Origin of the sequence: Xanthomonas fragariae, assembly GCF_017603965.1 — a bacterium.
GTDB classification, from domain to species: domain Bacteria; phylum Pseudomonadota; class Gammaproteobacteria; order Xanthomonadales; family Xanthomonadaceae; genus Xanthomonas; species Xanthomonas fragariae_A.
On the sequence record NZ_CP071955.1, the window covers coordinates 1,772,206 to 1,795,084 of the forward strand.

The 22,879-nt window shown below is 62.0% G+C and carries 18 protein-coding genes, 1 other RNA gene and 1 pseudogene; 7 read left to right on the forward strand and 13 right to left on the reverse strand.

Going from position 1 to position 22,879, the window contains the following annotated elements; genetic code table 11:
• Positions 1 to 93 precede the first annotated feature (93 nt).
• On the reverse strand, positions 94 to 2,343 hold the full coding sequence (locus tag J5I97_RS08280; RefSeq protein WP_208591123.1) for a methyl-accepting chemotaxis protein: 2,250 nt from the start codon (positions 2,341 to 2,343) through the stop codon (positions 94 to 96).
• A 252-nt stretch (positions 2,344 to 2,595) separates the two neighbouring features.
• On the opposite strand from J5I97_RS08280, the gene J5I97_RS08285 reads away from it, so the two are divergent.
• Positions 2,596 to 2,671, forward strand: a non-coding RNA gene (locus J5I97_RS08285) — sX9 sRNA.
• Between the two features lie 4 nt (positions 2,672 to 2,675).
• On the opposite strand, the gene J5I97_RS08290 is transcribed toward J5I97_RS08285, so the two are convergent.
• The 4 genes from J5I97_RS08290 to J5I97_RS08305 form a co-directional block, all read right to left on the reverse strand.
• Complete coding sequence (locus tag J5I97_RS08290) at positions 2,676 to 4,931, reverse strand: methyl-accepting chemotaxis protein (RefSeq protein ID WP_208591125.1); 2,256 nt, start codon at positions 4,929 to 4,931, stop codon at positions 2,676 to 2,678.
• Positions 4,932 to 5,146: 215 nt separating this feature from the next.
• Positions 5,147 to 7,519, reverse strand: a complete 2,373-nt coding sequence (locus J5I97_RS08295) for a methyl-accepting chemotaxis protein (RefSeq protein WP_208591127.1) — start codon at positions 7,517 to 7,519, stop codon at positions 5,147 to 5,149.
• Between the two features lie 13 nt (positions 7,520 to 7,532).
• Positions 7,533 to 8,294 carry a transporter gene (locus J5I97_RS08300; RefSeq protein WP_208591129.1) on the reverse strand — a complete coding sequence of 254 codons (762 nt, stop codon included), beginning with the start codon at positions 8,292 to 8,294 and terminating at the stop codon, positions 7,533 to 7,535.
• A gap of 325 nt (positions 8,295 to 8,619) precedes the next feature.
• Positions 8,620 to 9,153: a hypothetical protein gene (locus tag J5I97_RS08305; RefSeq protein ID WP_208591622.1), complete on the reverse strand. Its 534-nt coding sequence runs from the start codon at positions 9,151 to 9,153 to the stop codon at positions 8,620 to 8,622.
• 426 nt (positions 9,154 to 9,579) lie between these two features.
• Here J5I97_RS08305 and J5I97_RS19905 point away from each other — a divergent pair.
• A pseudogene (locus tag J5I97_RS19905) lies at positions 9,580 to 10,231 on the forward strand (hypothetical protein).
• On the forward strand, positions 10,231 to 10,827 hold the full coding sequence (locus J5I97_RS08320; RefSeq protein WP_208591130.1) for a hypothetical protein: 597 nt from the start codon (positions 10,231 to 10,233) through the stop codon (positions 10,825 to 10,827). The pseudogene J5I97_RS19905 and the gene J5I97_RS08320 overlap by 1 nt, the downstream one beginning before the upstream one ends.
• A 290-nt stretch (positions 10,828 to 11,117) precedes the next feature.
• Here the strand turns inward: J5I97_RS08320 and J5I97_RS08325 are convergent, their stop codons facing one another.
• The 7 genes from J5I97_RS08325 to J5I97_RS08355 all read right to left on the reverse strand — a co-directional run bounded on the left by J5I97_RS08325 (position 11,118) and on the right by J5I97_RS08355 (position 17,565).
• Positions 11,118 to 13,100: a chemotaxis protein CheA gene (locus J5I97_RS08325; RefSeq protein WP_208591132.1), complete on the reverse strand. Its 1,983-nt coding sequence runs from the start codon at positions 13,098 to 13,100 to the stop codon at positions 11,118 to 11,120.
• A gap of 33 nt (positions 13,101 to 13,133) precedes the next feature.
• Positions 13,134 to 13,499, reverse strand: a complete 366-nt coding sequence (locus J5I97_RS08330; protein WP_002806565.1) for a response regulator — start codon at positions 13,497 to 13,499, stop codon at positions 13,134 to 13,136.
• Positions 13,496 to 13,804 carry an STAS domain-containing protein gene (locus tag J5I97_RS08335; RefSeq protein WP_208591134.1) on the reverse strand — a complete coding sequence of 103 codons (309 nt, stop codon included), beginning with the start codon at positions 13,802 to 13,804 and terminating at the stop codon, positions 13,496 to 13,498. The genes J5I97_RS08330 and J5I97_RS08335 overlap by 4 nt, the downstream gene beginning before the upstream one ends.
• 98 nt (positions 13,805 to 13,902) lie before the next feature.
• Positions 13,903 to 15,063, reverse strand: coding sequence for a chemotaxis protein CheW (locus tag J5I97_RS08340; RefSeq protein WP_208591142.1), 1,161 nt, complete (start codon positions 15,061 to 15,063; stop codon positions 13,903 to 13,905).
• On the reverse strand, positions 15,060 to 15,842 hold the full coding sequence (locus J5I97_RS08345; protein ID WP_208591144.1) for a ParA family protein: 783 nt from the start codon (positions 15,840 to 15,842) through the stop codon (positions 15,060 to 15,062). The genes J5I97_RS08340 and J5I97_RS08345 overlap by 4 nt, the downstream gene beginning before the upstream one ends.
• A 1-nt stretch (position 15,843) precedes the next feature.
• Complete coding sequence (motD, locus tag J5I97_RS08350) at positions 15,844 to 16,818, reverse strand: flagellar motor protein MotD (protein ID WP_208591146.1); 975 nt, start codon at positions 16,816 to 16,818, stop codon at positions 15,844 to 15,846.
• 6 nt (positions 16,819 to 16,824) lie between these two features.
• Positions 16,825 to 17,565: a flagellar motor protein gene (locus J5I97_RS08355; RefSeq protein ID WP_208591148.1), complete on the reverse strand. Its 741-nt coding sequence runs from the start codon at positions 17,563 to 17,565 to the stop codon at positions 16,825 to 16,827.
• A 181-nt stretch (positions 17,566 to 17,746) separates the two neighbouring features.
• On the opposite strand from J5I97_RS08355, the gene J5I97_RS08360 reads away from it, so the two are divergent.
• From J5I97_RS08360 to J5I97_RS19910, 4 genes are read left to right on the forward strand one after another with little or no spacing between them, the layout of a single operon-like run.
• Positions 17,747 to 17,902 (forward strand): hypothetical protein, encoded by a 156-nt coding sequence (locus tag J5I97_RS08360; RefSeq protein ID WP_208591150.1) that lies wholly within the window; start codon positions 17,747 to 17,749, stop codon positions 17,900 to 17,902.
• Between the two features lie 49 nt (positions 17,903 to 17,951).
• Positions 17,952 to 18,917 (forward strand): hypothetical protein, encoded by a 966-nt coding sequence (locus J5I97_RS08365; RefSeq protein ID WP_208591152.1) that lies wholly within the window; start codon positions 17,952 to 17,954, stop codon positions 18,915 to 18,917.
• Positions 18,918 to 18,943: 26 nt separating this feature from the next.
• Positions 18,944 to 20,821, forward strand: a complete 1,878-nt coding sequence (locus tag J5I97_RS08370; RefSeq protein ID WP_238135682.1) for a hypothetical protein — start codon at positions 18,944 to 18,946, stop codon at positions 20,819 to 20,821.
• Positions 20,748 to 21,131, forward strand: a complete 384-nt coding sequence (locus tag J5I97_RS19910; RefSeq protein WP_238135683.1) for an XVIPCD domain-containing protein — start codon at positions 20,748 to 20,750, stop codon at positions 21,129 to 21,131. The genes J5I97_RS08370 and J5I97_RS19910 overlap by 74 nt, the downstream gene beginning before the upstream one ends.
• Positions 21,132 to 21,222: 91 nt before the next feature.
• Here J5I97_RS19910 and J5I97_RS08375 read toward each other — a convergent pair whose 3' ends face one another.
• Positions 21,223 to 22,878 carry a chemotaxis protein CheA gene (locus J5I97_RS08375; RefSeq protein ID WP_208591154.1) on the reverse strand — a complete coding sequence of 552 codons (1,656 nt, stop codon included), beginning with the start codon at positions 22,876 to 22,878 and terminating at the stop codon, positions 21,223 to 21,225.
• Position 22,879: the final 1 nt, after the last annotated feature.

Here is a 22,879-nt window from a genome sequence, read left to right on the forward strand (position 1 = left end):
GTCATAGGTGCTTCTCGAAGGCGTACGCGGCTGCCGGCCATGTACGCTTTAGTCTTGAGCCGGCCGGCACCGCTGTTAGCTGGCGCGGCTCAGTCAGAACTCCTGCCAGCTGCTATCGTTGCTCGGTGCGGTCACCACAGCGCGCGGCTTGGAAGCCGATGCACGTCCGGCGGCGGCGACTTTTGCCTTGAGCGCAGAGCTCACCACCGGCCGTGGCGCTGCCACCCGCAGTGCCGGCTGCGTATCCGCCGCGTCGGTCTTGAACACCGCTACCGCATCGGTGAGCTGGATGGCCTGCTCTTCCATCGCACGCGCTGCGGCGGTGGCTTCTTCCACCAGTGCGGCGTTCTGCTGGGTGGTTTCGTCCATCTGGGTGACGGTCTGGTTGACCTGCTCGATGCCGGAAGACTGCTCCTGCGAGGCGGCGGAGATCTCGCCCATGATATCGGTCACCCGCTGCACGCTGGAGACGATCTCGCCCATGGTCTTGCCGGCGCTGTGCACCAGCAACGAGCCGTCCGAGACGCGCTGCACTGAGTCGTCGATCAAGCTCTTGATCTCTTTTGCCGCAGCCGATGAACGCTGGGCGAGGGTGCGCACCTCACTGGCGACCACCGCAAATCCACGGCCTTGCTCGCCGGCACGTGCCGCTTCCACCGCAGCGTTCAAGGCAAGGATATTGGTCTGGAACGAGATGCCGTCGATGACGCTGATGATATCGGCGATCTTCTTGGAGGAGGCTTCGATCCCGCTCATGGTCTCGACCACCTTGTTGACGATCTCGCCACCTTGCGCGGCCACACCGGCCGCGCCAATGGCGAGCTGATTGGCCTGGCGTGCGCTTTCGGCATTCTGCTTGACGGTAGAGGTGAGCTCTTCCATCGAGGCAGCGGTTTCTTCGAGGTTGGCCGCCTGTTGCTCGGTGCGCTGCGACAGATCCTGATTGCCGGCAGCGATCTCGCTGGCAGCGCCCTTGATCGAAATCGCCGACTCCTTTATGCCGCTAACGATCTCGGCCAACTGCGTGGCAGTGGCGTTGGCATCGTCGCGCATCTGCGCGAATACGCCGCGAAACTCGCCGCTCATGCGTACGGTGAGATCGCCGGCAGCGATCGACTGCAACAGCCCCGACAGCGACTGCAGGTTGCCATCGGCGGTGGACATCAGGTGGTTGAGGCTTTCTACCATCACGCGGAAGTCGTACTGGAAACGCTCGGCATCGCCGCGTGCGCTGAAGTCGCCATTGGCGGCCGATTGCGCCAGCTGCTTGATCTCCGAGTTCATCGTGGACAGATTCGCTTTGACCTGGTCCATCGCCGCGGTGATGGCGGCTTTTTCGCCTGGCAGACGCGGCATGTCCTCGCTCAGGTCGCCGATGGCATAACGCTCCACCAAGCGGATGGTCTGCATCTTGACTTTGATGTGTGCGGCAACCAGCTCGTTGGTGTCCGTAGCCATGCGGCCGAAGTCGCCGGGGAAGGCGCTGGCGTCCATGCGGAAGCTGATCTGGCCTGCGTCGTGACGCTTGGCCATATCCAGCTGCGCGGCAATCAGGTTACGCAGCTGCATCTGCATCTTGCTCATCGCCTTGAGCAGGCGGCCCGCCTCGTCGTTGGCGTGGGTTTCGACGTCGTTGTCGAGATTGCCGCCAGCGATGGATTCGGCAGCGCGGGTGGCACGGCTCAGCGGCTGGGTAAGGCTGCGGGTGATCAGCAGGCCCAGGGTGCCACTGAGCAAAACCACCAGCAACGAGCCGCCGATCAGCAGCTTGCGCGAGTCGTCCATCGATTCCAGCGCGGCGTCCGATGCAGCGCTTGCCGTCTTATCTTGCAACGCGATGTTCTCGGCAATCTTGTCTTGCCAGCCTTGCATCGCCGGTGCGGCTTTGGTCAGCAAATAGGGCAACGCTTGATCGCTGTGCCCGGTCATCACCAGATCGATCACTTTGTCGTTCAACGCCTTGACCTTGACGCGGCGTGCATCCAAGTCTGCGCGCAACTGTTTCTCCTGCTCGGACGGCGGCATGGCGTACAAATCATCGCGTGCCTTGACGTAATCGGCGCGTGCAGACTGGATCTGCGCGATGAACTTGCGATTGTCTTCATCGGAAGTTGGCAGCACCACATTGCGCAACTGCTGGCCGATGATGAAGTTGGCATTCATCATGTCGTTGGACAGACGGATTTTTGCCATATTCTCATGTACCAGCTGTTCCAGAAGCGAACGCGCCGAACTCAGGCCGCGGTAGCCGATAAAGGCGATGACGCCGGCCAACACGATCAGCACAGCAAAGGCAGCTGCCAGTCGTGGGCCGATGTTGTAACGCTGGAGAAGTGCAGTCATGACAGAGTCCTTAAAGGCGTTGTAATAAAAATGGTGCGACCTGTGCGCCGCTCCGCACTGCGTGACATGTCGCTGATAAGGAGTAACGGCGGCGTATCGCGATCACTTGACTCATCGATACAAAAAATCTGTAAATCAAATCATTTTTGTGAACTGGATACGCACTCGGTGCGGACGTATTCTTACTTTTGGATCGGCTAACAAAACTACTGCACAGTCGTCAGGCGGGCGCGGCCGGTGCTCGGAATCGGCATGTACCACGCGTACATTCCGGTTCCTCCGCGCCGTCCGCACCCACCTGACGACTGCTCGCTACGGTTTGTTGGCCACTCTTAGAACTCTGCCCAATCCGATTCATTGGACGTTGCTGCTGTAACGGCAGTGCGTGCTGCGGGTCGAGCCGGCAGCTTGGCAACGTTAGTACTGGCCGGAGCCGTCGGTTTGGCAGCGATACGACGCACCAACGGCTTGGCACGCGTCGCTGTTTCCAGCTCGGCGGACAGGCGGAACAACGCCACCGCTTCGGTGAGCTGCTGCGCCTGCTCTTCCATCGAACGGGCAGCGGCAGTGGCTTCTTCGACCAACGCGGCGTTTTGCTGGGTGGCCTCGTCCATCTGCGTGACGGTCTGGTTGACCTGCTCGATGCCGGACGACTGCTCCTGCGAGGCGGCGGAAATCTCGCTCATGATGTCGGTGACGCGCTGCACCGAGGAGACGATCTCGCTCATGGTGCTGCCGGCCTGATTCACCAGCGCCGAGCCTTCGGCGACCTTGCTCACCGAGTCGTCGATCAGGCTCTTGATCTCTTTCGCTGCGCCGGCCGAACGCTGTGCCAGCGTACGCACTTCCGAGGCGACCACGGCAAAGCCGCGCCCCTGCTCACCGGCACGTGCGGCTTCCACCGCGGCGTTCAAGGCCAGGATATTGGTCTGGAATGCAATTCCGTCGATGACACTGATGATTTCGGCAATCTTCTTGGACGAGGTCTCGATGCCGGACATGGTGGTGACCACCTTGCCTACCACGTTGCCGCCGTGCGATGCCACACCTGCCGCGCCGATGGCCAGCTGGTTGGCCTGGCGTGCGCTTTCGGCATTTTGCTTGACGGTGGAGGTGAGCTCTTCCATCGAGGCGGCGGTTTCTTCCAGATTGGCGGCCTGCTGTTCGGTACGCTGCGACAGATCATTGTTGCCGGCCGCAATTTCGCTCGCGGCAGTGTGGATCGCCAAGGTGGAGTGCTTGATGCGGCCGACAATATCGGTCAGCCGCTGCGTCGTCGCATTGGCATCGTCACTTAGACGCGCGAATACGCCGTGGAATTCGCCATCCATGCGGGCGGTCAGGTCGCCGTCGGCGACTGCGCCGAGCAATTGCGACAACTTGCCCAGGTTGCGATCGCTGACTTCCATCATCGAGTTCAGATCCGACACCATTATTGCGAAGTCGTACTTGAAGCGCGTCGCGTCGCCGCGCGCACTGAAGTCGCCCGCCGCTGCGGCTTGTGCCAGCTGCTTGATCTCGGTGTTGATCGACGACAGGCCGGCCTTGGCCGCATCCATCGCCTCGTGCAGGATCGCGCGGCTGGCCGGCAGACGACGTGCGTCCTGGCTCAGGTCGCCCTGGGCATACTGGTTGAGGATGCGCACCGAATCGGTAATGGCATCCAGATGCTCGAAAATCATCGTATTGATGCCGCCGGCAAGCGTGCCATACACGCCGGGGAAATCTTCCGGCATGCGATGGGTGATGTCTTCGGCGGCGTGCAGGTGAGACATGCGCACAGTCTCGTCGGAGAAGCGGCGCAGCATCTGGGTCATGCCGCCGGTAGCCTCCAGCATCTGGCCGATCTCATCCTTGCTGGTCTTCCCGATCTGCAGGCTCAGATCGCCACGTGAGACCGCCTGGATGGCGCCCAATGCCTTGGACAGCGGCGTCGTAATGCTGCGTGCGATCATCCAGCCAAAGGTCATCGACAAGGCAGCCATCAACAGCGTGCCGAGCAGTAGCACGGCGCTGGTCACTTTGAACGAGGAGCTGCTTGCGTCCACCAGGTCGCCCAGCGCTTTGGACTGCTGTGCGTACAACTTATCGACCGAGGCGAACAGTTCCTTGCGGATCTCGCCGGACTGCTTGCGCGAAAATTCCATCGCCGCGGTGCGGTCGGGTTTTGCATAGAGCTTGCGCAGCTGCTGGTTGGCGGCGAAGTAACGCGCACTGGCATCGGTCAGTTTGGCGTATTCGGCTTTCAACGGTGATGCGGCGCCGATCTTGGTATCCAGGGTTTTCTGCGTTTGGACATACTTGGTCTGGATCTCGTCCATGCGTTTGAAGAAGTACGCAAAGCGTTCCGGGTCGTCTAGATTGACGAACTGGCCCACTTCGTAGACGCGGAATTCGCCAGCGAAACCACGCAGCTCGGACAGACGACTCAGCACCGGCACCACGTCCTGGTTGATCAGGGTGGTTTCCTGCTGCATCTGCTTCATGCGCGAAAAACCCAATCCGCCCAGCAAGGCGGTTAGCACTGCACTCAGGCAGAAAGCACACATCAGTTTTCGGCGGATCGGCCAGTCGTTGAACTTGTTCATCACTTACTCCGAATGTTGTGTCTTGACGCTGTCATGCAAGCTAACGGCTGAAGGCCGTGATTCTTTATCCTTGGACGATGAACGCTGCGGCGAGTGGTCCTGGCATGGAGCGATCAACCAGCTCGACAGACAGTCGTGCCTGCCAGGGCGACCAAGGCCGCTGAACGATATCCACCAGGGTACGCAGCGTGGGCCGCATGCATTGCGCGCCTAGTTCAACCGTCTTGCCACTGTCTGTCGTTGCCAGCGGCGAGCGCAGGCGCGCTGGCCAAGGGACGGCGCGTAGCCGGTACGGGCATGCTGATCTTGGCGACACGGCGGACCGTAGCGACAGCCGGTTTCCTGCCGGCAGGCGTCATGTCGCTGGAATGCGGCGCATCGGCAAGCCTGAAGCGCGACACCGCCTGCGCCAACCGACTGGCTTGGTCTTCCATCGTGCGGGCAGCGGCGGTGGCTTCTTCCACCAGTGCGGCATTCTGCTGGGTGGCTTCATCCATCTGGGTGATGGTGAGATTGACCTGTTCGATACCTGACGACTGCTCCTGCGAAGCGGCGGCGATCTCGCCCATGATGTCGGTAACGCGCTGCACGCTGGCCACGATCTCGGCCATGGTGGTGCCGGCCTGATGCACCAGCTGCGAGCCTTCGGCAACCTTGCTGACCGAGTCGTCGATCAGGTGCTTGATTTCTTTCGCCGCAGCGGCCGAGCGTTGCGCCAATGCGCGGACCTCGGTGGCGACCACGGCAAAGCCAAGGCCTTGCTCGCCGGCACGCGCGGCTTCCACCGCTGCGTTCAAAGCCAAAATATTGGTCTGAAACGCAATGCCGTCGATGACGCTGATGATCTCGGCGATCTTTTTCGAAGACACTTCGATGCCGGACATGGTGATGACTACGTGCGCCACAACCGCACCACCTTGCGAAGCGACACCGGCTGCGCCGATGGCCAGTTGATTGGCCTGGCGTGCGCCCTGCGCATTCTGTTTGACCGTGGAAGTCAGTTCTTCCATCGAGGCGGCGGTTTCTTCCAGATTGGCGGCTTGTTGCTCGGTGCGCTGCGACAGATCGTTGTTGCCGGCGGCGATCTCGCTGGACGCGGTGTGGATACTGCCGGCCGCCTGCTGGATGTGCCCGATCACCAGCGCCAGCTGCTCGGCGGTGGTGTTGGCATCGTCGCGCATGTTGGCGAACACACCATGGAAGTCGCCGTGCATGCGCGCGCTCAGATCGCCTTCGGCCAGCGCACTGAGCAGGCGCGAGACCTCTGCGATGCTGCCTGCGTTCGCATCGAGCAATGCATTGAGCTGTTGCGCAAGTTGCAGGAAAAAGCCCTGCTTGCCGTTGCTGTCGATGCGCTTGGAAAGGTCGCCGGCAGCTGCGCTGCGGACCACATCGGCCACGTCGACTTCGACCCGCGCTTCGGCGGTGCGGTCGCGCCATTCGCAGACAAAACCCAGATGTGCACCGGCGCCATCGCGAATGGCCGAGACGTCTTGGGTAATGCAAGCGGCGCGATACTGCACCTCACGCTGGGCAGAGCCTTGGCGGTCGAGGCGTTGATAGATTTCCGCGTCCTGCGCGTTGCCCACTTCCAGTAGCGACACCGATTGGCCGATCAGCCGCTTCGAGCTGTCGAATGCCGGTGCGCAGGCGTGGATGTCGTCGGCGTAGGTCTGCAACAGCGTCTGAAATGCGTTGTTGGTGTAGATGATGGTCAGGTCCGGGTCGGCGATGTACATCCCAGTGGAGGCGTTGTCGAGCGCGGTGCGGATGCGCAGGTTTTCGGCGGCGATGCCGCGCTCGCGCTCCAGGCGTTCGCGCAGGTCGCGCTGCATGTGCGCCAACGCCGCCATCAGGCTGCGTGCGTGATTTGCCGCAACCGGAATCGGTTGGTCCAGGCGGCCTTCGGCAATGTGTTGTGCGGCGGCCATGGCCAGCTTCGGCTCGCCGCCAAGCAGGCCGAACACCGAGCGCAGGATCCAGCCGGCGGCTAGCGCAAGGCATACCAAGGCCAGTACCATGGTGCTGCCCTGCTGCCACATCACGCGTTTGCTGTATTGCTCGGCTTGGCTGCGCGCGGCTGCGCTCAAGGCCAGGATGTGCTCGCTGATCGCGCCCATGCGGGTTTCTAGCTGGTCGAATTTGTCGGTGAAATCGGCGTAGCCCGCGCCGCTGTCGGCGTGCGATTCGGCCAGCGTGATCACCTGCTCGGCGGATGCGATATAGGCCTGCAGTGTGGGAGTTACCGCGTCCAGCTCGCTGCGCAATGCCGGGTCCAGTGGCAATTTGCGGTTGGCCTGCAGGGATTTGCGGAACTCGCTGGCATGTTCGCCCAGTGCGGTGCGCGCTGTGGCAATGCCGGCATCGTCGTGCCTGGAGGCGGCGAGCAGCGCGGCAGTGACATCGCCGCGCAGGGCATCGTGCATCATGTCGGCCTGCATGTGGTTGCGCAGTGCATCGGAGGAGGTGACCTGTGCGGCAATCGCGTCGAGCAAACCGCGTTGGCCGTTGTAGCCGACGCCGCCCAGGGTGAGCAAGGCCAGCGCCGCCACCACCACTAGAATTGCCAGCATGTGCATGATCTTCATGGTGCGGCCTGTATCAGAAGCGGAAGGACAGACCGACGCCGAGCGCGTGATCCAGTGAGCGGTCGTTGAGTCCGCGGCTGTACGCCGCATCCAGTTGCACATCGTTGCTCAGCAGCCAGGCCGAGCCGACATCGAGCAGCGCGACCGTGCCGCCGTCGTCGCGTTTGGCGATCTGCGGCAGCGCCACTTCCACGAAGGAGCGCACCCGGTCGTTCCACGCCTTGCCGAGTACCGCACCGAAAATGCCGGCGGTGTAGCGATGGCCTTGCCCATCGTCGTCCCGGATTACGCCGGGCATCATGCCGGCCGAGACACTGTCGCTGAGATCCCACTCGGCCACCAGCCGGAACGATGGCCTTGCGCCATGACCGCGCACGGCATGCGCGCCGCTAGGCAGATCCAAGTGCAGCAGCCAAGCCAGCGAGGTCTTGCCGTCGTCGGAGCTGGCTAGGTGGTGTTTGAGGCCGAGCGACACATCGGCCATGCCGCCGACTTTGGCTTGGCCGGGTGCATCGATGCGCTGCCAGCCATCGGTTTCCAGACGCAACTCCCATGTCTGGCCAAGGCCGTAGCGAAACAGCGTGGGCGTGGAATAAGTAGCCACAGACCCATCGCGTTCCCACGCGACGCTAGTTTCCACCTGCAACCGATGGTTGCCTACAGTGAGGCTGGACTCGACAAAATCAGGACGATCGGTCGCGATCGTATCTTGGGCGCAGGCATGGCCGGCGACTCCGAACAGAACAAGACAACTGGCGAGAACACGTGATTTCATAGCGACCCCTGGAACGACCGAACATCCGAACGCACGCGGTTGTCTGGCGACGGTGCCCATGCGGTGTTGAATCGGCGACCGCCGCGGGGAGCGCAGTCGGCCGATCTCATCCTGGCTAACGGCAACGGCGCATGAATCTTGATGCGCGCCCGATGGACGGCGCGTGGGGGCACGAGGTTGGAAGTCATGCACCGTGTGCACAGTCAAACTGTAGTGCACGACGCACGACTGCCTGGGTGGCAGGCCGCGCGATCGGGGTACTGGGAACTGATCGAACGGCTGTGGCTAGCCGATGCAACTGTAGCGCCGCAGCGCCAGCGTTCGCTCAGCGACGTTGCGGGCCGCTAACGTTGGCGACCGACTGCTGCAGGTTCTGCAGTTCGGTCCACAGCACGTGCCGCGTGTCGCCGGAGTGGCCTAGCGACAAGTCTTGTGCGTACTGCAGATCGCCGGCGTGCAGGGCACGATTGGCTTCGCGGTGCTGTGCCAAGTACTGGCCCAACTGCTGCTGCACCCGAGCAAACTGCTGGGCCGGTTGACCCTGCGGCGCGGTGGCCTGGAAGTAACCCGCATGGCGGGCGATGCGTTGACGCAGATTGCCCAGACGCTCGTCGTAGGCAGCGACGCGTGCGGGGTCATGTGACACCGCCAGCTGCGCACGCTGTTCGTCGCGCAACTGCACCAGATCGATGGCAAGCGACTGCAACGCGGTGACCGGCACGCTGTCCAGAAGAACGGAGAAGGGCGCGGTCGGTGCGGCGAAGGAGGGCGGCAACGACACGCCGGCGGCCAGCAGCGCGACGACGAACACAGCGCCCAGCGTATGGCGGGCAAAGCGTGTGGAGTTGGCGGTAGGCATGCGGGCTTCCTTGGACATGGCGCGGGCAAGGTTGCCCTCGTTGCTGTGTGTATCGGCCGCAGAAGCTTGCGCTTGATCACCTTTCGACCAACGGCGCTATTGGGTGGAAATCGCGGGGCAGGGTGGGTTGTATCTGCGGGTGACTGCCAGACAGCAAAACGCTCCGACAGGATCGGGGCGTTTTGAAGAGCGATGGCAACGTGCGCGCAGGTGGCCTGGTTGAGGGAGCTGTCGAGTCGCTCAGCTGCCGTATCCTCGCCCCAACCCCCGCTCCGCGCCCCGCACTTCTGTGATTCTTGTACGCAGGCACAGCGAGCAGCTCTTGCAAATCAGCTGACATCTGGTCTCGGTCAAGCCTACATAGGCGACCGCACGACTGGCGTTCCCTACCTCTACACGGTCAACACGGTAAACGGACCTGTCTCGGTGGCCCCACCTGAGATTCAGGAGCACCCTGTTGCTCAAGCAGATGTCGATCAATTCGCCATCTACTCGTCCGTTTATCGGAGCTACGGAAACATCGGCACGCTCAACGTGAAAATCGATCTGGCCAATGGAACTGTCGCACCCAGTTCAGTCAGGAAAATGGCCACGCCTGCGGCGGACGAATCAGCAGCTTTCGCAAATGCATTTGACGTGCGCCGGGAAGGTGCATGCAACGCGTCAACAGGTCATACAGTGGCTGGAGGCACACGATTGGCAAGTGCCTAACACCGGTGAGAATTTCATCTTTTTCATCCAACAGGTTCTGTCCAACGCCTACAAGTGGAGGAGCTCGGAGGATTACAGCATCCGCAGCGACACCACGTTCAACGATAAAAGCAGGGCGATTTTCGCCTATGATTCCGCCAAGCGCGCCATTGTTTACGTTGAAGCCTACGATCTCATTGGGACTTCTAGCAACGAGCCTATCAACGTCGATTATAGCTCTTACGAAAGCCCGGACGCAGCGTCTCGACCTGACTACCAGCGCGGGATAGACTGGCTTACGTCAAGCGGCGCAGCGACCATTTCTGGAGGCACAGTGAGCGTAGGCAGCGGAACCGTCCTCGTCGGCGATGTGGTCCAAGTCAAGTAATGAGCACAGTCCGTATCAGGGAGCGCAGGCTAAGCCTGCGCTCCCGTGAAGTAGCTCTGCTCGGTGGTACGCCGGCGTGCTCAGGGCTGTTTTTGGTGACTCAAAACCAAGTAGGGCTGCTTGGCTACGCAGTAGCCCCCATTCTGCTGTTAGGATTTTTTGTGCTGCAGGCCGACTTGGCTTGGCGTGGACACAGGACAGCAAGGGCAGCCTTCACGATTGCTGCGGCTGCCTGGCTGACATTTTCAATCCTTGCCACCTACGCCTTTTCCGGTCTCGGGCGAACCCCGATTTTCGTAGACACTTGGCTTAAAGCTCTTCTGGGAGCTGGCTTGTTTGCCGCGCTCTTCTCCTTGTCCGTGCTGCTCGCCAGAAAGCGATCGGTAAACCTTTACTGGTATCTGGCTGGAAGCCTGGCGGTAGCAATAGCAGCGGCAGCCATCCACCCAGGGAACTCGGGGAAAATCGAAGTCCGATGCGAGAGAGGCAGCTGTGCTACTGGCGCTATTGCCTTTTGGCCTGGCGCATTCCAGGCCTCGGATGGCAAGCGGCCTGTTTCCGTTGTCCTTCCTAAGTCCGACGGCGATTGGCGGTAGGCACTTCTGGTCAAGCCGAAACGCTTACCTTCCTGACATTGTGCGAGAGCCGTCGCCACTTGCTGAGTGTTCTGCGACTTCGCAGTTGGTCTTCTCCGGGAGAACTCGGCCTGGACTGGCGCAGGGCGATGGCCATCTGCAACGCGCTGCACACACCAACTCGGCGGGCATGCCCGGCGCCATCGCCTAGCCCACGACCTTGCGCGTGATACAGGTCCAGCGATGATCGTCCCCTATCGAGGTTTCGACAAAATTATAGCAGGGCAGCTTTGTAGTCGCCTCCTTCAATTTTACGCCGCCTGCGGCACCTTCAACGAACGCACCAGCCCACCGATGTCCACGATCAGCGACACCCGACCATCGCCGAGAATGGTGGCGCCGGAAACGCCCGGGATACGGCGATAGTTATTTTCGATGTTCTTGACCACGACCTGTTGCTGGCCGAGCAATTCGTCCACTTCCAGCGCGATCTTTTGGCCGTCGCCTTCGACCACCACCACCAGCGGTTCCTGCGAGGACTGCTGCCCGCCGAAGCCGTAGTAGTTGGTGAGCGAGAGAATCGGCAGATACTCGCCACGCACCCGCAACACACGGCCGTCGCCAGTCATCGAGCGGATGTCTTCCGGCGCAGGCTGCAGCGCTTCGAGCACGTAGGCCAGCGGCAGAATCAAGGTTTCGCCAGCCACCGACACGGTCATGCCGTCGAGAATCGCCAGCGTCAGTGGCAGACGGATCAGCACGCGGGTTCCGCTACCGGCGTTGCTTTCCAGCTGCACTTCGCCGCCCAGCCCCTGGATATTGCGGCGGACCACGTCCATGCCCACGCCACGACCGGAGAGATCGGTCACCGCATCGGCGGTGGAGAAGCCCGGTGCGAAGATCAGGTCCCACACCTGCGCATCGGTCGGGTTGTCCGGCACTGCAATGCCGCGTTCGGCCGCCTTTTCCAGGATCTTGGCGCGATTGAGACCACGGCCGTCGTCGCTGACTTCGATCACGATGTGACCGCCCTGATGCGATGCCGCCAGGGTGATGGTACCGGTCTCGTCCTTGCCTGATGCGCGGCGCGCGTCGGGCATTTCCAGACCATGGTCGATCGAGTTGCGCACCAAGTGCACCAACGGATCGGCAATCTTTTCGATCAAGCCCTTGTCCAACTCGGTGCTTTCGCCGATGGTGCGCAGACGCACCTGCTTGCCGAGACGGCTGGAGAGATCGCGGACCAGGCGCGGGAAGCGGCGGAACACCGCATCGACGGGCAACATGCGCACGCCGATGACCGCTTCCTGCAGATCGCGGGTGTTGCGCTCAAGCAGATCCAGGCCGGCAAACAGACGCTCGGCATGTGACGGGTCCAGATCGGCGGAAACCTGCTTGAGCATGGCCTGCGTGATCACCAATTCGCCGACCAGATTGATCAACGCATCGACCTTGTCGACGCTGACGCGGATCGAGCTCTCGGCTTCGGCAGTAGCGGCCTTGGCAGGCTTGGCAGCGGCGGCGGTAGCAGTCGCCGCAACAGGTGCGGCTGCGCCGGCGTCGACCGCCAGGCTGGCCGGCGGGCCGGGGATCGCCATCGGGCGGATGTCCAGTTCGCAATCGTCTACCACCCAGGCAAAGGTGTCTTCGATCTTGCTGCGCGGAATCTTGCCGATCAGGCCCAGATCCCACGCCAAATAGGCTTCCAGTGGGTCGATGTTTTCAAAGCCCGGCATGCGCTCCAGACGTGCGGCAATCTGCAATGGGCCCAGATGTTCGAGCTCGCGAATGATGCGCAGCGGGTCGTTGCCGCTCATGAACAGCGACGGGGTGGGCGTAAAGCCGATGCGCCAGGCGTCGGGTTCTTCTTCCTTGGGCATGGCGACCACGGCGGCCACCGGCGCTTGGCCAGCTAACACTGCGTTTAAACGAACGTGCACGGCCTTGACCGCAGCCGGGTCCGCCGGAGTGCCGTGTTCGGCTTCGCGCAGCAAGGCGCGCAGCACATCGACCGAGCCGAGCATGGCATCGACTGCATTGGGTTCGAGCTGGCGCTTGTTGGAGCGCAGTTCGTCCAGCAGCGTCTCCAGCACGTGAGTCAGGCCGGCGACGGCCTCGAAACCGAAAGTGGCAGCGCCACCTTTGATCGAGTGCGCGGCGCGGAACACCGAGTTGATGATTTCCGGGTCGCGGTTGCCCTCTTCAAGGGACAGCAACCCGGCCTCCATCGCGTCGAGCCCTTCACGGCTTTCCTCGAAAAAGGTCGCGTGGAAACGTTGCAGGTCCATGCTCATGGGCGTGAGATCCGATGGTGAAGCGAAAAAGAATTAACCCAGAACTTTCTGGACGGTGGCGATCAGCTGTTCTGGATTGAACGGCTTCACCAGCCAACCGGTCGCACCCGCCGCCTTGCCTTCGGACTTTTTATCGGCTGCCGACTCGGTGGTCAGCATGAGCATCGGGGTGAACTTGTAGTCCGGCAGCTGGCGCAGTTCGCGGATCAGAGAAATGCCATCCATATTGGGCATGTTCACGTCGGTCACCACCGCATTGAAGCGCTGGCCCTTCGCGCGGCCCAGCGCAACGGCGCCGTCTTCGGCTTCTTCGACGGCAAAGCCGGCCGAGGTGAGGGCGAAAGAGACCATCTGGCGCATCGACGCCGAATCGTCCACCACCAAGATACGTGCGCTCATGCGGCGTTCTCCACAGATTTCAGGTTGTCATTGGATGCGGAAAGTCCGAGCGCGTCGGTGACGCCGAGCAGACGAGCCGCATCTCTAAAGGTGTCGTTGCAGACATCGAATTCGATGTGCAGGCCGGCTTGGCGGCGCGCCTGCACAAAGGCGCAGAGCACCTGCACGCTAGCGGTGTGGATACGCCGGACGTCGCCGGCATCAAGCAACAGCTCGCCGTCCTGCACGAGGAATCCGGCAAGTTTTTGCTTGAGGTCGGCGCTGGTCTCGATGCCGAGATCCTCGCCCAATGTCACTGTGCTCATGGTTGCTCCGAACGGATTGTTCTATGCGTACTAACGGCGGGGTGCGAAAAAGCTTTAACGCTGAATCGTTGTGCGTGCAGGTGCGCGTCGGCTGCCCATCAATGCAGCAGATGGCTGGCGTCTAGCAGGATCATCGGCTGGTGGCCCAGACGTGCCACACCACGGAACAGGTTGTTGGAAATGCGGCACAGGCGTGCGTTGTCCGGTGGCTCGATCTGCTGATCGGTGAGGCTTGTGACGTCTTCCACCGCCGACACACGCAAGCCCATGGTTTCGCCATTTTCTTCCAGCACCACCACACGCGTCTGCAGATCCATGTCCACCGGCGACGAACCCAGATGCACGCCCAGATCGATCACCGGCACCACCTGGCCACGCAGGTTCATGATGCCAAGCATCGCGCTGGCGGTGCCGCGCAATGGCAGTAGCGGCACAGGCAACACCACTTCCTGCACCTTGAGCAATTCCAGCGCATAGGTCTGCTCGCCGCAGCGCAGGCGCAACCAACGTGTGCTGCGTTCGCTTATACGGCGTTCGGCATGGATGCGTTCGGCCTGGCCAGGTGCCAACAGTGCTTGCAGGCCTTGCGGATAGGCCGGTGCCGGTGGCGCGCGGTGCGGCGCTGGCATCGGTGCCGGCGCAGCGCGTGCAGGTGCAGGTGCAGGTGCTGTTGCTGCCGGTTCGGCAAGACCGAAGGCCGGGTCCGCGTCCATTTCGGCCATCAGATCGACCGTGCTCATAAACGGGCTGGGTGCGGCCGTTGCGAAGGCCGGGTCGACATCCATTTCGGCCAGGAAATCGGCAGCGATGTCTACGGCCTTCGGTGCGGCAACCACTGGCGCACCGAAGGCCGGGTCGGCATCCATTTCGGCCAGGAAATCGGCGGCGATGTCTACGGCACTCGGTGCGGCAACCACTGGCGCACCGAAGGCCGGGTCGGCATCCATTTCGGCCAGGAAATCGGCGGCGATGTCTACGGCACTCGGTGCGGCAACCACTGGCGCACCGAAGGCCGGGTCGGCGTCCATTTCGGCCAGGAAATCGGCGGCGATGTCTACGGCATTGAGGACGGTGGCAGCGACCTGCGGTGCGGCGGCGATCCGCACAGGTGATTCGGCTAGTGCGACGTCTGCATCGGCAAGCACCGTTGCAGCGGCGATGTCTGCAGTCGCGGCGTGGGAAGGGATCTCGACACCAGCATCGTGTAGCAGCCCTTCCAGATAATCGTCCATCTCACCGTTGGCGCTATGGTTGCTCATGCGGCTTGCTCCATGCGCATCGCGTCTTCTGCCATCACCCATTCCAGCGCACGTCGATAGGCGGACAGGCCGCGGCCCTGATAGTCACCACCGGTGGCGGGCAGGGTCAGTGCAGCGGCATTGCAAATTCGGGTATCCACCGGCACTGCGTCTTCCCAGACCAAGGCGCCGTAGGTGGCCTGCATTTCCTTGAGCGTGTCGGTGCCGGCGCGCGTACGGCGGTCGAACAAGGTCGGCAGGATCGACACCGGGAGTTCGCGTCGACGCGAACGCTGCACCATGTCTGCGGTGCGCACCATGCTGGCCAGGCCATGCAGCGCGAGCGGCTCGGCCTGGGTCGGTACTACCACGCGGTCGCAGGCGGCCAATGCATTGATCATCAACAGTCCGAGCGTGGGCGGGCAGTCGAGCAAGATGTAGTCGTGCTGGCCGGCATGGCGGCTCATGGCGTTCTGAAGGGCCAAGCCCAGACCTGGCTGCGTAGCGCTGCGACGTTCCAGCGTGGCCAGTGCGGCTTGCGCGCAGACATAGGACAAGCCAGGAATGGCGCTTTCGTGCAGCAGGCTGGCCAGATCGCTCGGCGGAGTGCCGAACAGGTCCAGCACCCCGCGCGGCGGCGGGTCCACCGCCACGCCGAACGCACGGGTGAGCGAGGAGTGCGGGTCGAGGTCGATCAGCAACACCCGATGGCCGAGCGCGGCCAGACCGCGACCCAATGCCAGCGTCGTAGTGGTCTTGCCTACACCGCCCTTTTGGTTGGCGATTGCCCAGATACGCATCTCACTGCACTCCTTGAATTACGGCGGGGACGGAATTTGTGCCGCTTACGGTGGTAACGGCTGTTTGGCCGCCGCCAGACTTGGGAAGCTTGGGCGCCCCGGCGGCGGTCGCATGCATCTGCGATGGCGGATCGGGAGCGAGTGAGCCAGCCGAGTCAGCGAGGATGATCAACACCACGCGCCGGTTCGCATTCCGTCCCGCCTCAGTACTGTTATCGGCACGTGCGCGGAATTCTCCATAGCCCACCATCGCCAATCGCTGCGGGGCGATGCCGTCGTCGGCAAACAAGTGCACAACGCTGGCTGCGCGCGCGGCCGATAGCTCCCAATTGGAAGGGAACTGCGCGGTTGCGATCGGCTGGTTATCGGTATAACCCTCCACGCGCACGCCGTTGGGCGCATCGCGCAGCACCGAAGCCAGCGTGGACAGGGTGGCGCGCGCCGTGCTGGCCAGCGCAGCCGAACCGGTGCCGAACAGGATGTCGCTGTTGATCTCCACCTCGATCCACAGATCGTTGCGGCGGATGGTGATGAGTTTTTTGTCGATCAGCGGCGACAACGTTTTGCTCAGCTGTTGCGCCACCGCATCCATCTGTCGCTGCGCGCGCGCCAGCTGCGCTTGGTTGCGCAACGACACCGGCATGCGCATCTGCGCGGCTATGGAAGGTAACAGGGTGGTGTCGGTCGGCCCGTTGGGATAGGCCATCGGCGCGCCGGCCTTGATCACCGACGGGCGGTCGTAGTCTGCGCCCTGCGTCTGGGCCTTGCCGATCTGCACCGGGCTGGCCGCATTGGATGAGCCACCGAACGCAGTGGTGAACGCCTGTGCCACGACTTTGTACTTGCCTTCGTTGAGCGAGGAGATGGCGTACATCACCACGAAGAACGCCAGCAGTAAGGTCATCAGATCGGCATACGGAATCGCCCACGCTTCGTGGTTGCCATGTTCTTCGTGATGTTTGCGACGACGTGCCATGGCGGGCTAATGCAAGTATCCGGCCAGTTTCGATTCGATGTTGCGCGGGTTCTCGCCCTGGGCGATCGCGATCAAGCCTTCGATCGCCATTTCGCGCTCGTTGGTGCTGCACTGGATGACGCTCTTCAGCTTGGCAGCGACTGGGAGAAACAACAGGTTGGCCGAGGCGATTCCGTAGATGGTGGCGGTGAACGCTGCAGCGATGCCGTGCCCGAGCATGGCCGGGTCGGCCAGATTCTTCATCACCGCCATCAATCCCAGCACCGCACCGATGATGCCCAGCGTGGGCGCGTAGATGCCCATGCCTTCGAACACCTTGGCGGCGGCAAGATCCTTGCGCTCCTGATTGTCCACTTCGATCTCGAGCATATGCCGCATGGATTCCGGCTCCACGCCATCGACCAGCATCTGCAGGCCTTTGCGCAGGAAGGCGTCGTTCTGCCGCGGCAGCTGGTCTTCCAGGCCCAGCAGGCCCTGGCGACGGGCAATGTTGCTCCACTCCACGATGCGGGCCAGCAGCTGCGGCCGATCGCTGGCCGGCGGCTGGATCACCCAGCGCAGGATCCTGAACGCGCGCCGGAAAACTGCCGGCGAGGTGTGCAGCAGGATCGCCGCCACAGTACCGACAATCACGATCAAGAAGGCAGCCGGCGACCACAGCGACGAAATGCCGGCACCTTTCAAAACGCTGCCGCCCACGATCGCCACGATCGCGAGCACTAGTCCGATTACGCTAAGTCTGTCCATGCAAGCGGTATCGGCCCAAGCACGGCAGACTTGATAGAAACACACGCGTGCTGCGCCAGAAAGTTGTCGTGGGCAGTCCCAAAGACCCTTTTTCTCTGTGCGACAAAAAGGCCCGTTTTTTCCCCATGGTCGTTAGCTCTTCAATCGGGTCTTTCCAGCAGAGCTTCGCGCCGTCCAGGCAATGCGCCGTCGAAAAGGTCTGCCGGAGTTTGCAATCGACCATCTATTGATCGATACGCCGTGGACGTTGGTGCGTGATCTCCCCCCTGTGGAACCGCATCCGCTTGCCGCTGCCGTGGAAGCACGCCTGATCAAGGATTACCCGCAATTCCGTTAAATAATTGACCTGGGCAAGTCGAAAGCGGTACATAAGACGCCTATATCGCATGAGCGATGTCGACGCCGGAACAACTCACGGCGTGTTTGAATTGCTACAAATAGGACTACCGCTTCGTATGCAAATCACGCCTTACCCCTCTTTGAAGAAGTTGACCCAGGGATGCCGCGAGTGGTTGGAACGCGTTCAAAAGAGGGGCGACTATGAGAGGTTCTCCATCGCTGTCCAAGGTTTTCTTGACACTACTGGGCCATTGGATGCGAAGGCCGGGCTTTATCTAAGTCGTCTTGCTCTCTACTATGATGTGACCAGCTGTGACGCATTTCTTCGCTCCGATGTGGAAACACTCAGGCGTTCGCTCCAACACGTTGTCTCATTGCGTGCGCTGGTGTTTCGTTGGGATGGTATGTACAGCGACATGCGTCAGGACCTGGGCAACTGGCCTGCAGAATTCTCCGATGGAATGGCCGCGGCTGGCGCGGCCATGCTGTCGTGGTGGGATAACGCCGAGACCTGTGCGCAACTGTTTATCGAGATGGCCGAAAAGGACCAGCGGCTCAATACACTGCACGAAATGCGCAGAATCAAGCATGGCACCAGCGACGCCTTTCTGGTCGGGTTGTTTTCCCAGGCGTTCAAGATGGAAACCGATTTCGTTGCGCCGGTAGAGCTCATCCCGGAGTATCAAGCGGTGCTGGATCATTGGCATAGCGAAGAGGAGGACGTGTTTAGATCGGTAATGCAGAAAGCGGCCGACTTCCATATCACGCGCAGCAAGGACGGTACGGATCGGACCAAGTACGAGTTTGAAGAAACCCTGGATCGAGTCTTTCCCGCAGAACTTCTTGCCGTCCAGGCAATGCGCCGTCGAAAAGGACTGCCGGAGTTCGTTATCGACCATCTGTTGATCGATACGCCGTGGGCGTTGGTGCGTGATCTCCCCCCTGTGGAACCGCATCCGCTGGCGGCTGCCGTGGAAGTACGCCTGATCGAGGATTACCCGCAGTTCCGTTAGACCACCCATTAAATAAGGACCTGGGCATGCACGACACGACCCGCTCGACCCGCACATCCGATCTGGCTGCGCTGGCGCAAGCCACCGACGCGACCGGACAGGTGGATCTCACCGCGTATCAGGCCTACCGGTTGATCAACGCGCATCAGACCTTGGACGGCTTGGATGCGCGGGGTGTGGTCGCTGCGATCGTGAGTTCGCCTGTCTATGCCGATGCGCGCGGCAGAGCGCAGGTGGGTTTGTTGATCGAGGCCATTTCCAGTCGGTTGCCCGCCTCCGATGCGAAGCGGTTCGATGCGGCGCTGGATGCGGCAAATGTCGGTGAATCATGGGTCGAGCGAGACTACGAGCGTTATGTGGAAGAGCCGATGGGCGCTGCTGCGCGGGATGCATCGGCACGTGCAGGCCAAGCGCTAGCGTGGACCGATCGGCAGATCAGCGACAACCTGGCCGCGACGCGGCGGTGGGCGGAAACCGCGCGCGAAACGCCGCACAACCGCTATCTCGACCATGCTGCCGGTGAAGTGGCTGGTGGTGCGCAGGAAAGCTATGGCGCCCTCAAAGGTGCCACCCGGCATGGCCTTGGCATGCTGGGCGAGACGGTGGATCTGGCCAAGTTTGCGCATCAGTTCAGTACGGATCGGGATTTTCGCAATCTGGTCATCGGGGCGGCGTCGGTCTATGCATCCGAGGCCATCGAAGACCCCGCCAAGCTGCCGCGCGATTTGCGCCATGCCGCCGTTGGCGCCTGGAACACCTGGAAAGCAGGCCTGGAGCAGGCCACCCGCGAGGGCAAGGAGCACGAGTATCTGGGGGATGCCAAAGGCGCGGCAGCGGTCGAAATCATCGCGACCTTTGTGCCCACCACCAAGCTGACCAAGCTGGCACGCGTGGCGGCGGTTGCCGATGCTGGCGAAGAACTTGCGCCTGCCGCAGGAAGGGCATTAGGCAGCCTCGAACATCGCCAAGCCGGTGCGCTGAGCGAAACGCTCGCCGAGCTGGTGCAGGATGCGCGGCGGGTGCAAGGCAAGGGTGGATTGGAGGCCGATGGCGCCAATCTGATGTTTCATGGCCTGGCGGGGGTAAAGCGCAGCCAGGGCGAACTTGGCGCCCTGGTCGATGAGTTGCGTGGCTCGGGCAACCTGGACGGGCTGTTGCAAAGTGGCGCGTTGTTTCCCAAGGAATTGGCGCACCTTGCACGCTCCGATGTCAGCCTGTTCGATGGACCGGTGTCGTTTCACGCTGCGCTCGATGCGGCTATCGGCAAACGTGAGTTGGCGTCTCTCAAGAACCACGAGGTCGGCGCCATCGGCGAGGCGTTGGTGTCGTACGAACTGGCGGCGAAGGGCTATAGGGATCTGGTGCCGATCCAGAATAACTCGGGACACGGTATCGACTTGGTTGGTATCAATCCCGAGACGAATCGCTGGGAGATCTTTGAGATCAAGGCGTCCGTGCAGGGGATTGCACGCAGGCAGGGTGGCGATCCGGAAGATTTCCTAACTGTTCGTCTCAATCGAGCGGCCAGTGAAAGAGGCCTGGAACAAGGTCTATGGGCGCCCAAAAATATGTGGGAAGAGCAGGCACAGGCAACCGCCGCAAGAATTATTGAAGAAACTCGGGATCGAACCACCGGCAAACTCGATATCGAAGCAAACTGGGTGCGGGTCAATATCGATCGCGACCCTACCACTGGCACGATCACCGGCATGCCAGAGATCGAAAAGTGGATGAGCCCTGCGGAACGGCGCCATGAGCGATCCTTGCGCGATCAGGAGGTGCCGCCCGCCCGCGCGCTCGCCCGCCGATGCCGCGCACCCGGATCATGCGTTGTACCAGCAGATCAAGGGCAAGGTGGCCGAGCTCGATCAACAGGTCGGCCGCAGCTTCGATGCCACCAGTGAGCGCATGACGGCGAGCTTGCTGGTGCTGGCCAAGGAAAAAGAGCTGACACGCGTCGATCATGTGGTGCTGAGCAGGCAAACCGATGATTTCGAGGCCGCGCGGACCGTTTTCTTGGTTCAGGGTTCGCCGACGGATCACGGCATGATACGGACCTCCATGCTGACGGTGCAGGCTGCACACACGCCTGTCGAACAGTCTCACCAGCAACTCGAAGCGATCAATGAGCGTGTGGCGCAAGAGCAACTGCAGCAACAGACCCTTGCCCAAACGCAGACACGACCACAATCCGGGCCGGAGATGACGATGTGATCGTCAACGTCGGTCAATCCAGGCTCACAACGTCCCCTGCTGCATCGGATATAGAGCCTTCATACCGCAGATTGATCCGTCGCCGCGCCGGTCAATGATCGCTGGACCGCAACCCATCCACATCCAGGATCAGCGCCATGCGGCCATCGCCGATCAAGGTGGCGCCGGAGTAGCCGGGCAGGCCACGCAGGGCGCGGGGCAGGGGTTTGATCACCACTTCCTCGCGGCCGCGCACCTGATCTACCACCAGCCCGAAGCGGGTTTCGCCGGCCTGCAGCAGCACCACCGTCAATAGCGGCGGTTGCTCGGCGGGCACGCCCAGCCAGCGGCGCAGGTCGATCAGCGGCAAAGTGTGCGAGCGGCGGTCTAGCACGGCGCGGCCGTCGAACCAACCCAACGAGGTCTGCGGTGCATGCAGTACTTCGACCACGCGGGCCAGCGGTAATGCGTACACCGCTTCGCCGGCCTGCACCAGCAGGGTCGGCAAGATCGCCAACGTCAGCGGTACACGGATCATGAAGCGGCTGCCGCGGCCCAGTTCGGACTGGATCTGGATCTGCCCGCTGAGTTCGCGGATGCGCGATTGCACCACATCCATGCCGACACCGCGGCCGGAGATGTCGGTGACTTCGGCCTTGGTCGAAAAACCCGGCATGAAGATCAGATGCAGGCATTCGTCGGTGCTCAGACGGGCGGCAGCTTCGGCGTCGATCAGGCCCTTGTTGCGGGCGATTTCGCGCAGCCGTTCCGGGTCGATGCCGGCGCCATCGTCCTGAATTTCGATACTGACGTAGTCGCCTTCCTGCTGGGCGGACAGACGCACATGGCCGCTACGCGGTTTGCCGGTGGCTTCGCGCAATGCAGGCAATTCGATGCCGTGGTCGATGGCGTTGCGCACCAGGTGTACCAGCGGATCGGCCAGGGCTTCGACCAGGTTGCGGTCCAGTTCGGTCTCGGCGCCGATCAATTCCAGTTCCACTTCCTTGGACAAGGTGCGCGCGACATCGCGAGCCACTTTGGGAAAGCGCGAAAACACCTTGCTGACCGGCTGCATGCGGGTGCGCATGACCGCGGTCTGCAGGCGGGCGGTGGCGATGTCCAGCACGCTGACGGCGCGATCGAGTTCTTCATCGCGCAAACGGGTGCGAAGGGTCTTCAAACGATTGCGCGAGAGCACCAGTTCACCGATCAAATTGACAATGGCGTCCAGGCGCTTGGTGTCCACGCGCACAGTCTGTTCGGCGTCGGCACCCTTTGCCGCCGCCTTGGGTGCGGCCTTGGTACCGGGCGCAGCAGCGGCGTGGCCATTATCGTGCGCCGGTGCGGCTGCGGCAGCGGCCTTGGGCACTGCCTTGATGGCCGGCGGGCCGCTTTTGGCATCGAATTGTGCGATCAGTGCGGCCGGTGCATGCGGCACGGGCGCACCGGAGCCCATCGCATCCAGCATGGCCTGCAAATAGTCCAGCGACTGCTGCGCGGCATCGAAGTGATGCGGCTGCAGCACTGCCTGGCCGGAGCGCGCCATGCCGAGGGTTTCCTCAGCAGCGTGACATAGCTCGACCATGGGCTTGATCGCCAGAAAGCCGGCGCCGCCCTTGAGCGTGTGGAAACCGCGGAACACCGCGTTGAGCTGGTCGGCTTCGTCCGGTGCCTGTTCCAGCGACACCAGTTGTTCGCCAAGGCGATCCAGGATTTCCTGGGCCTCGACGATGAAATCGGCTGCAATATCGTCAGCAACAGCACTCATG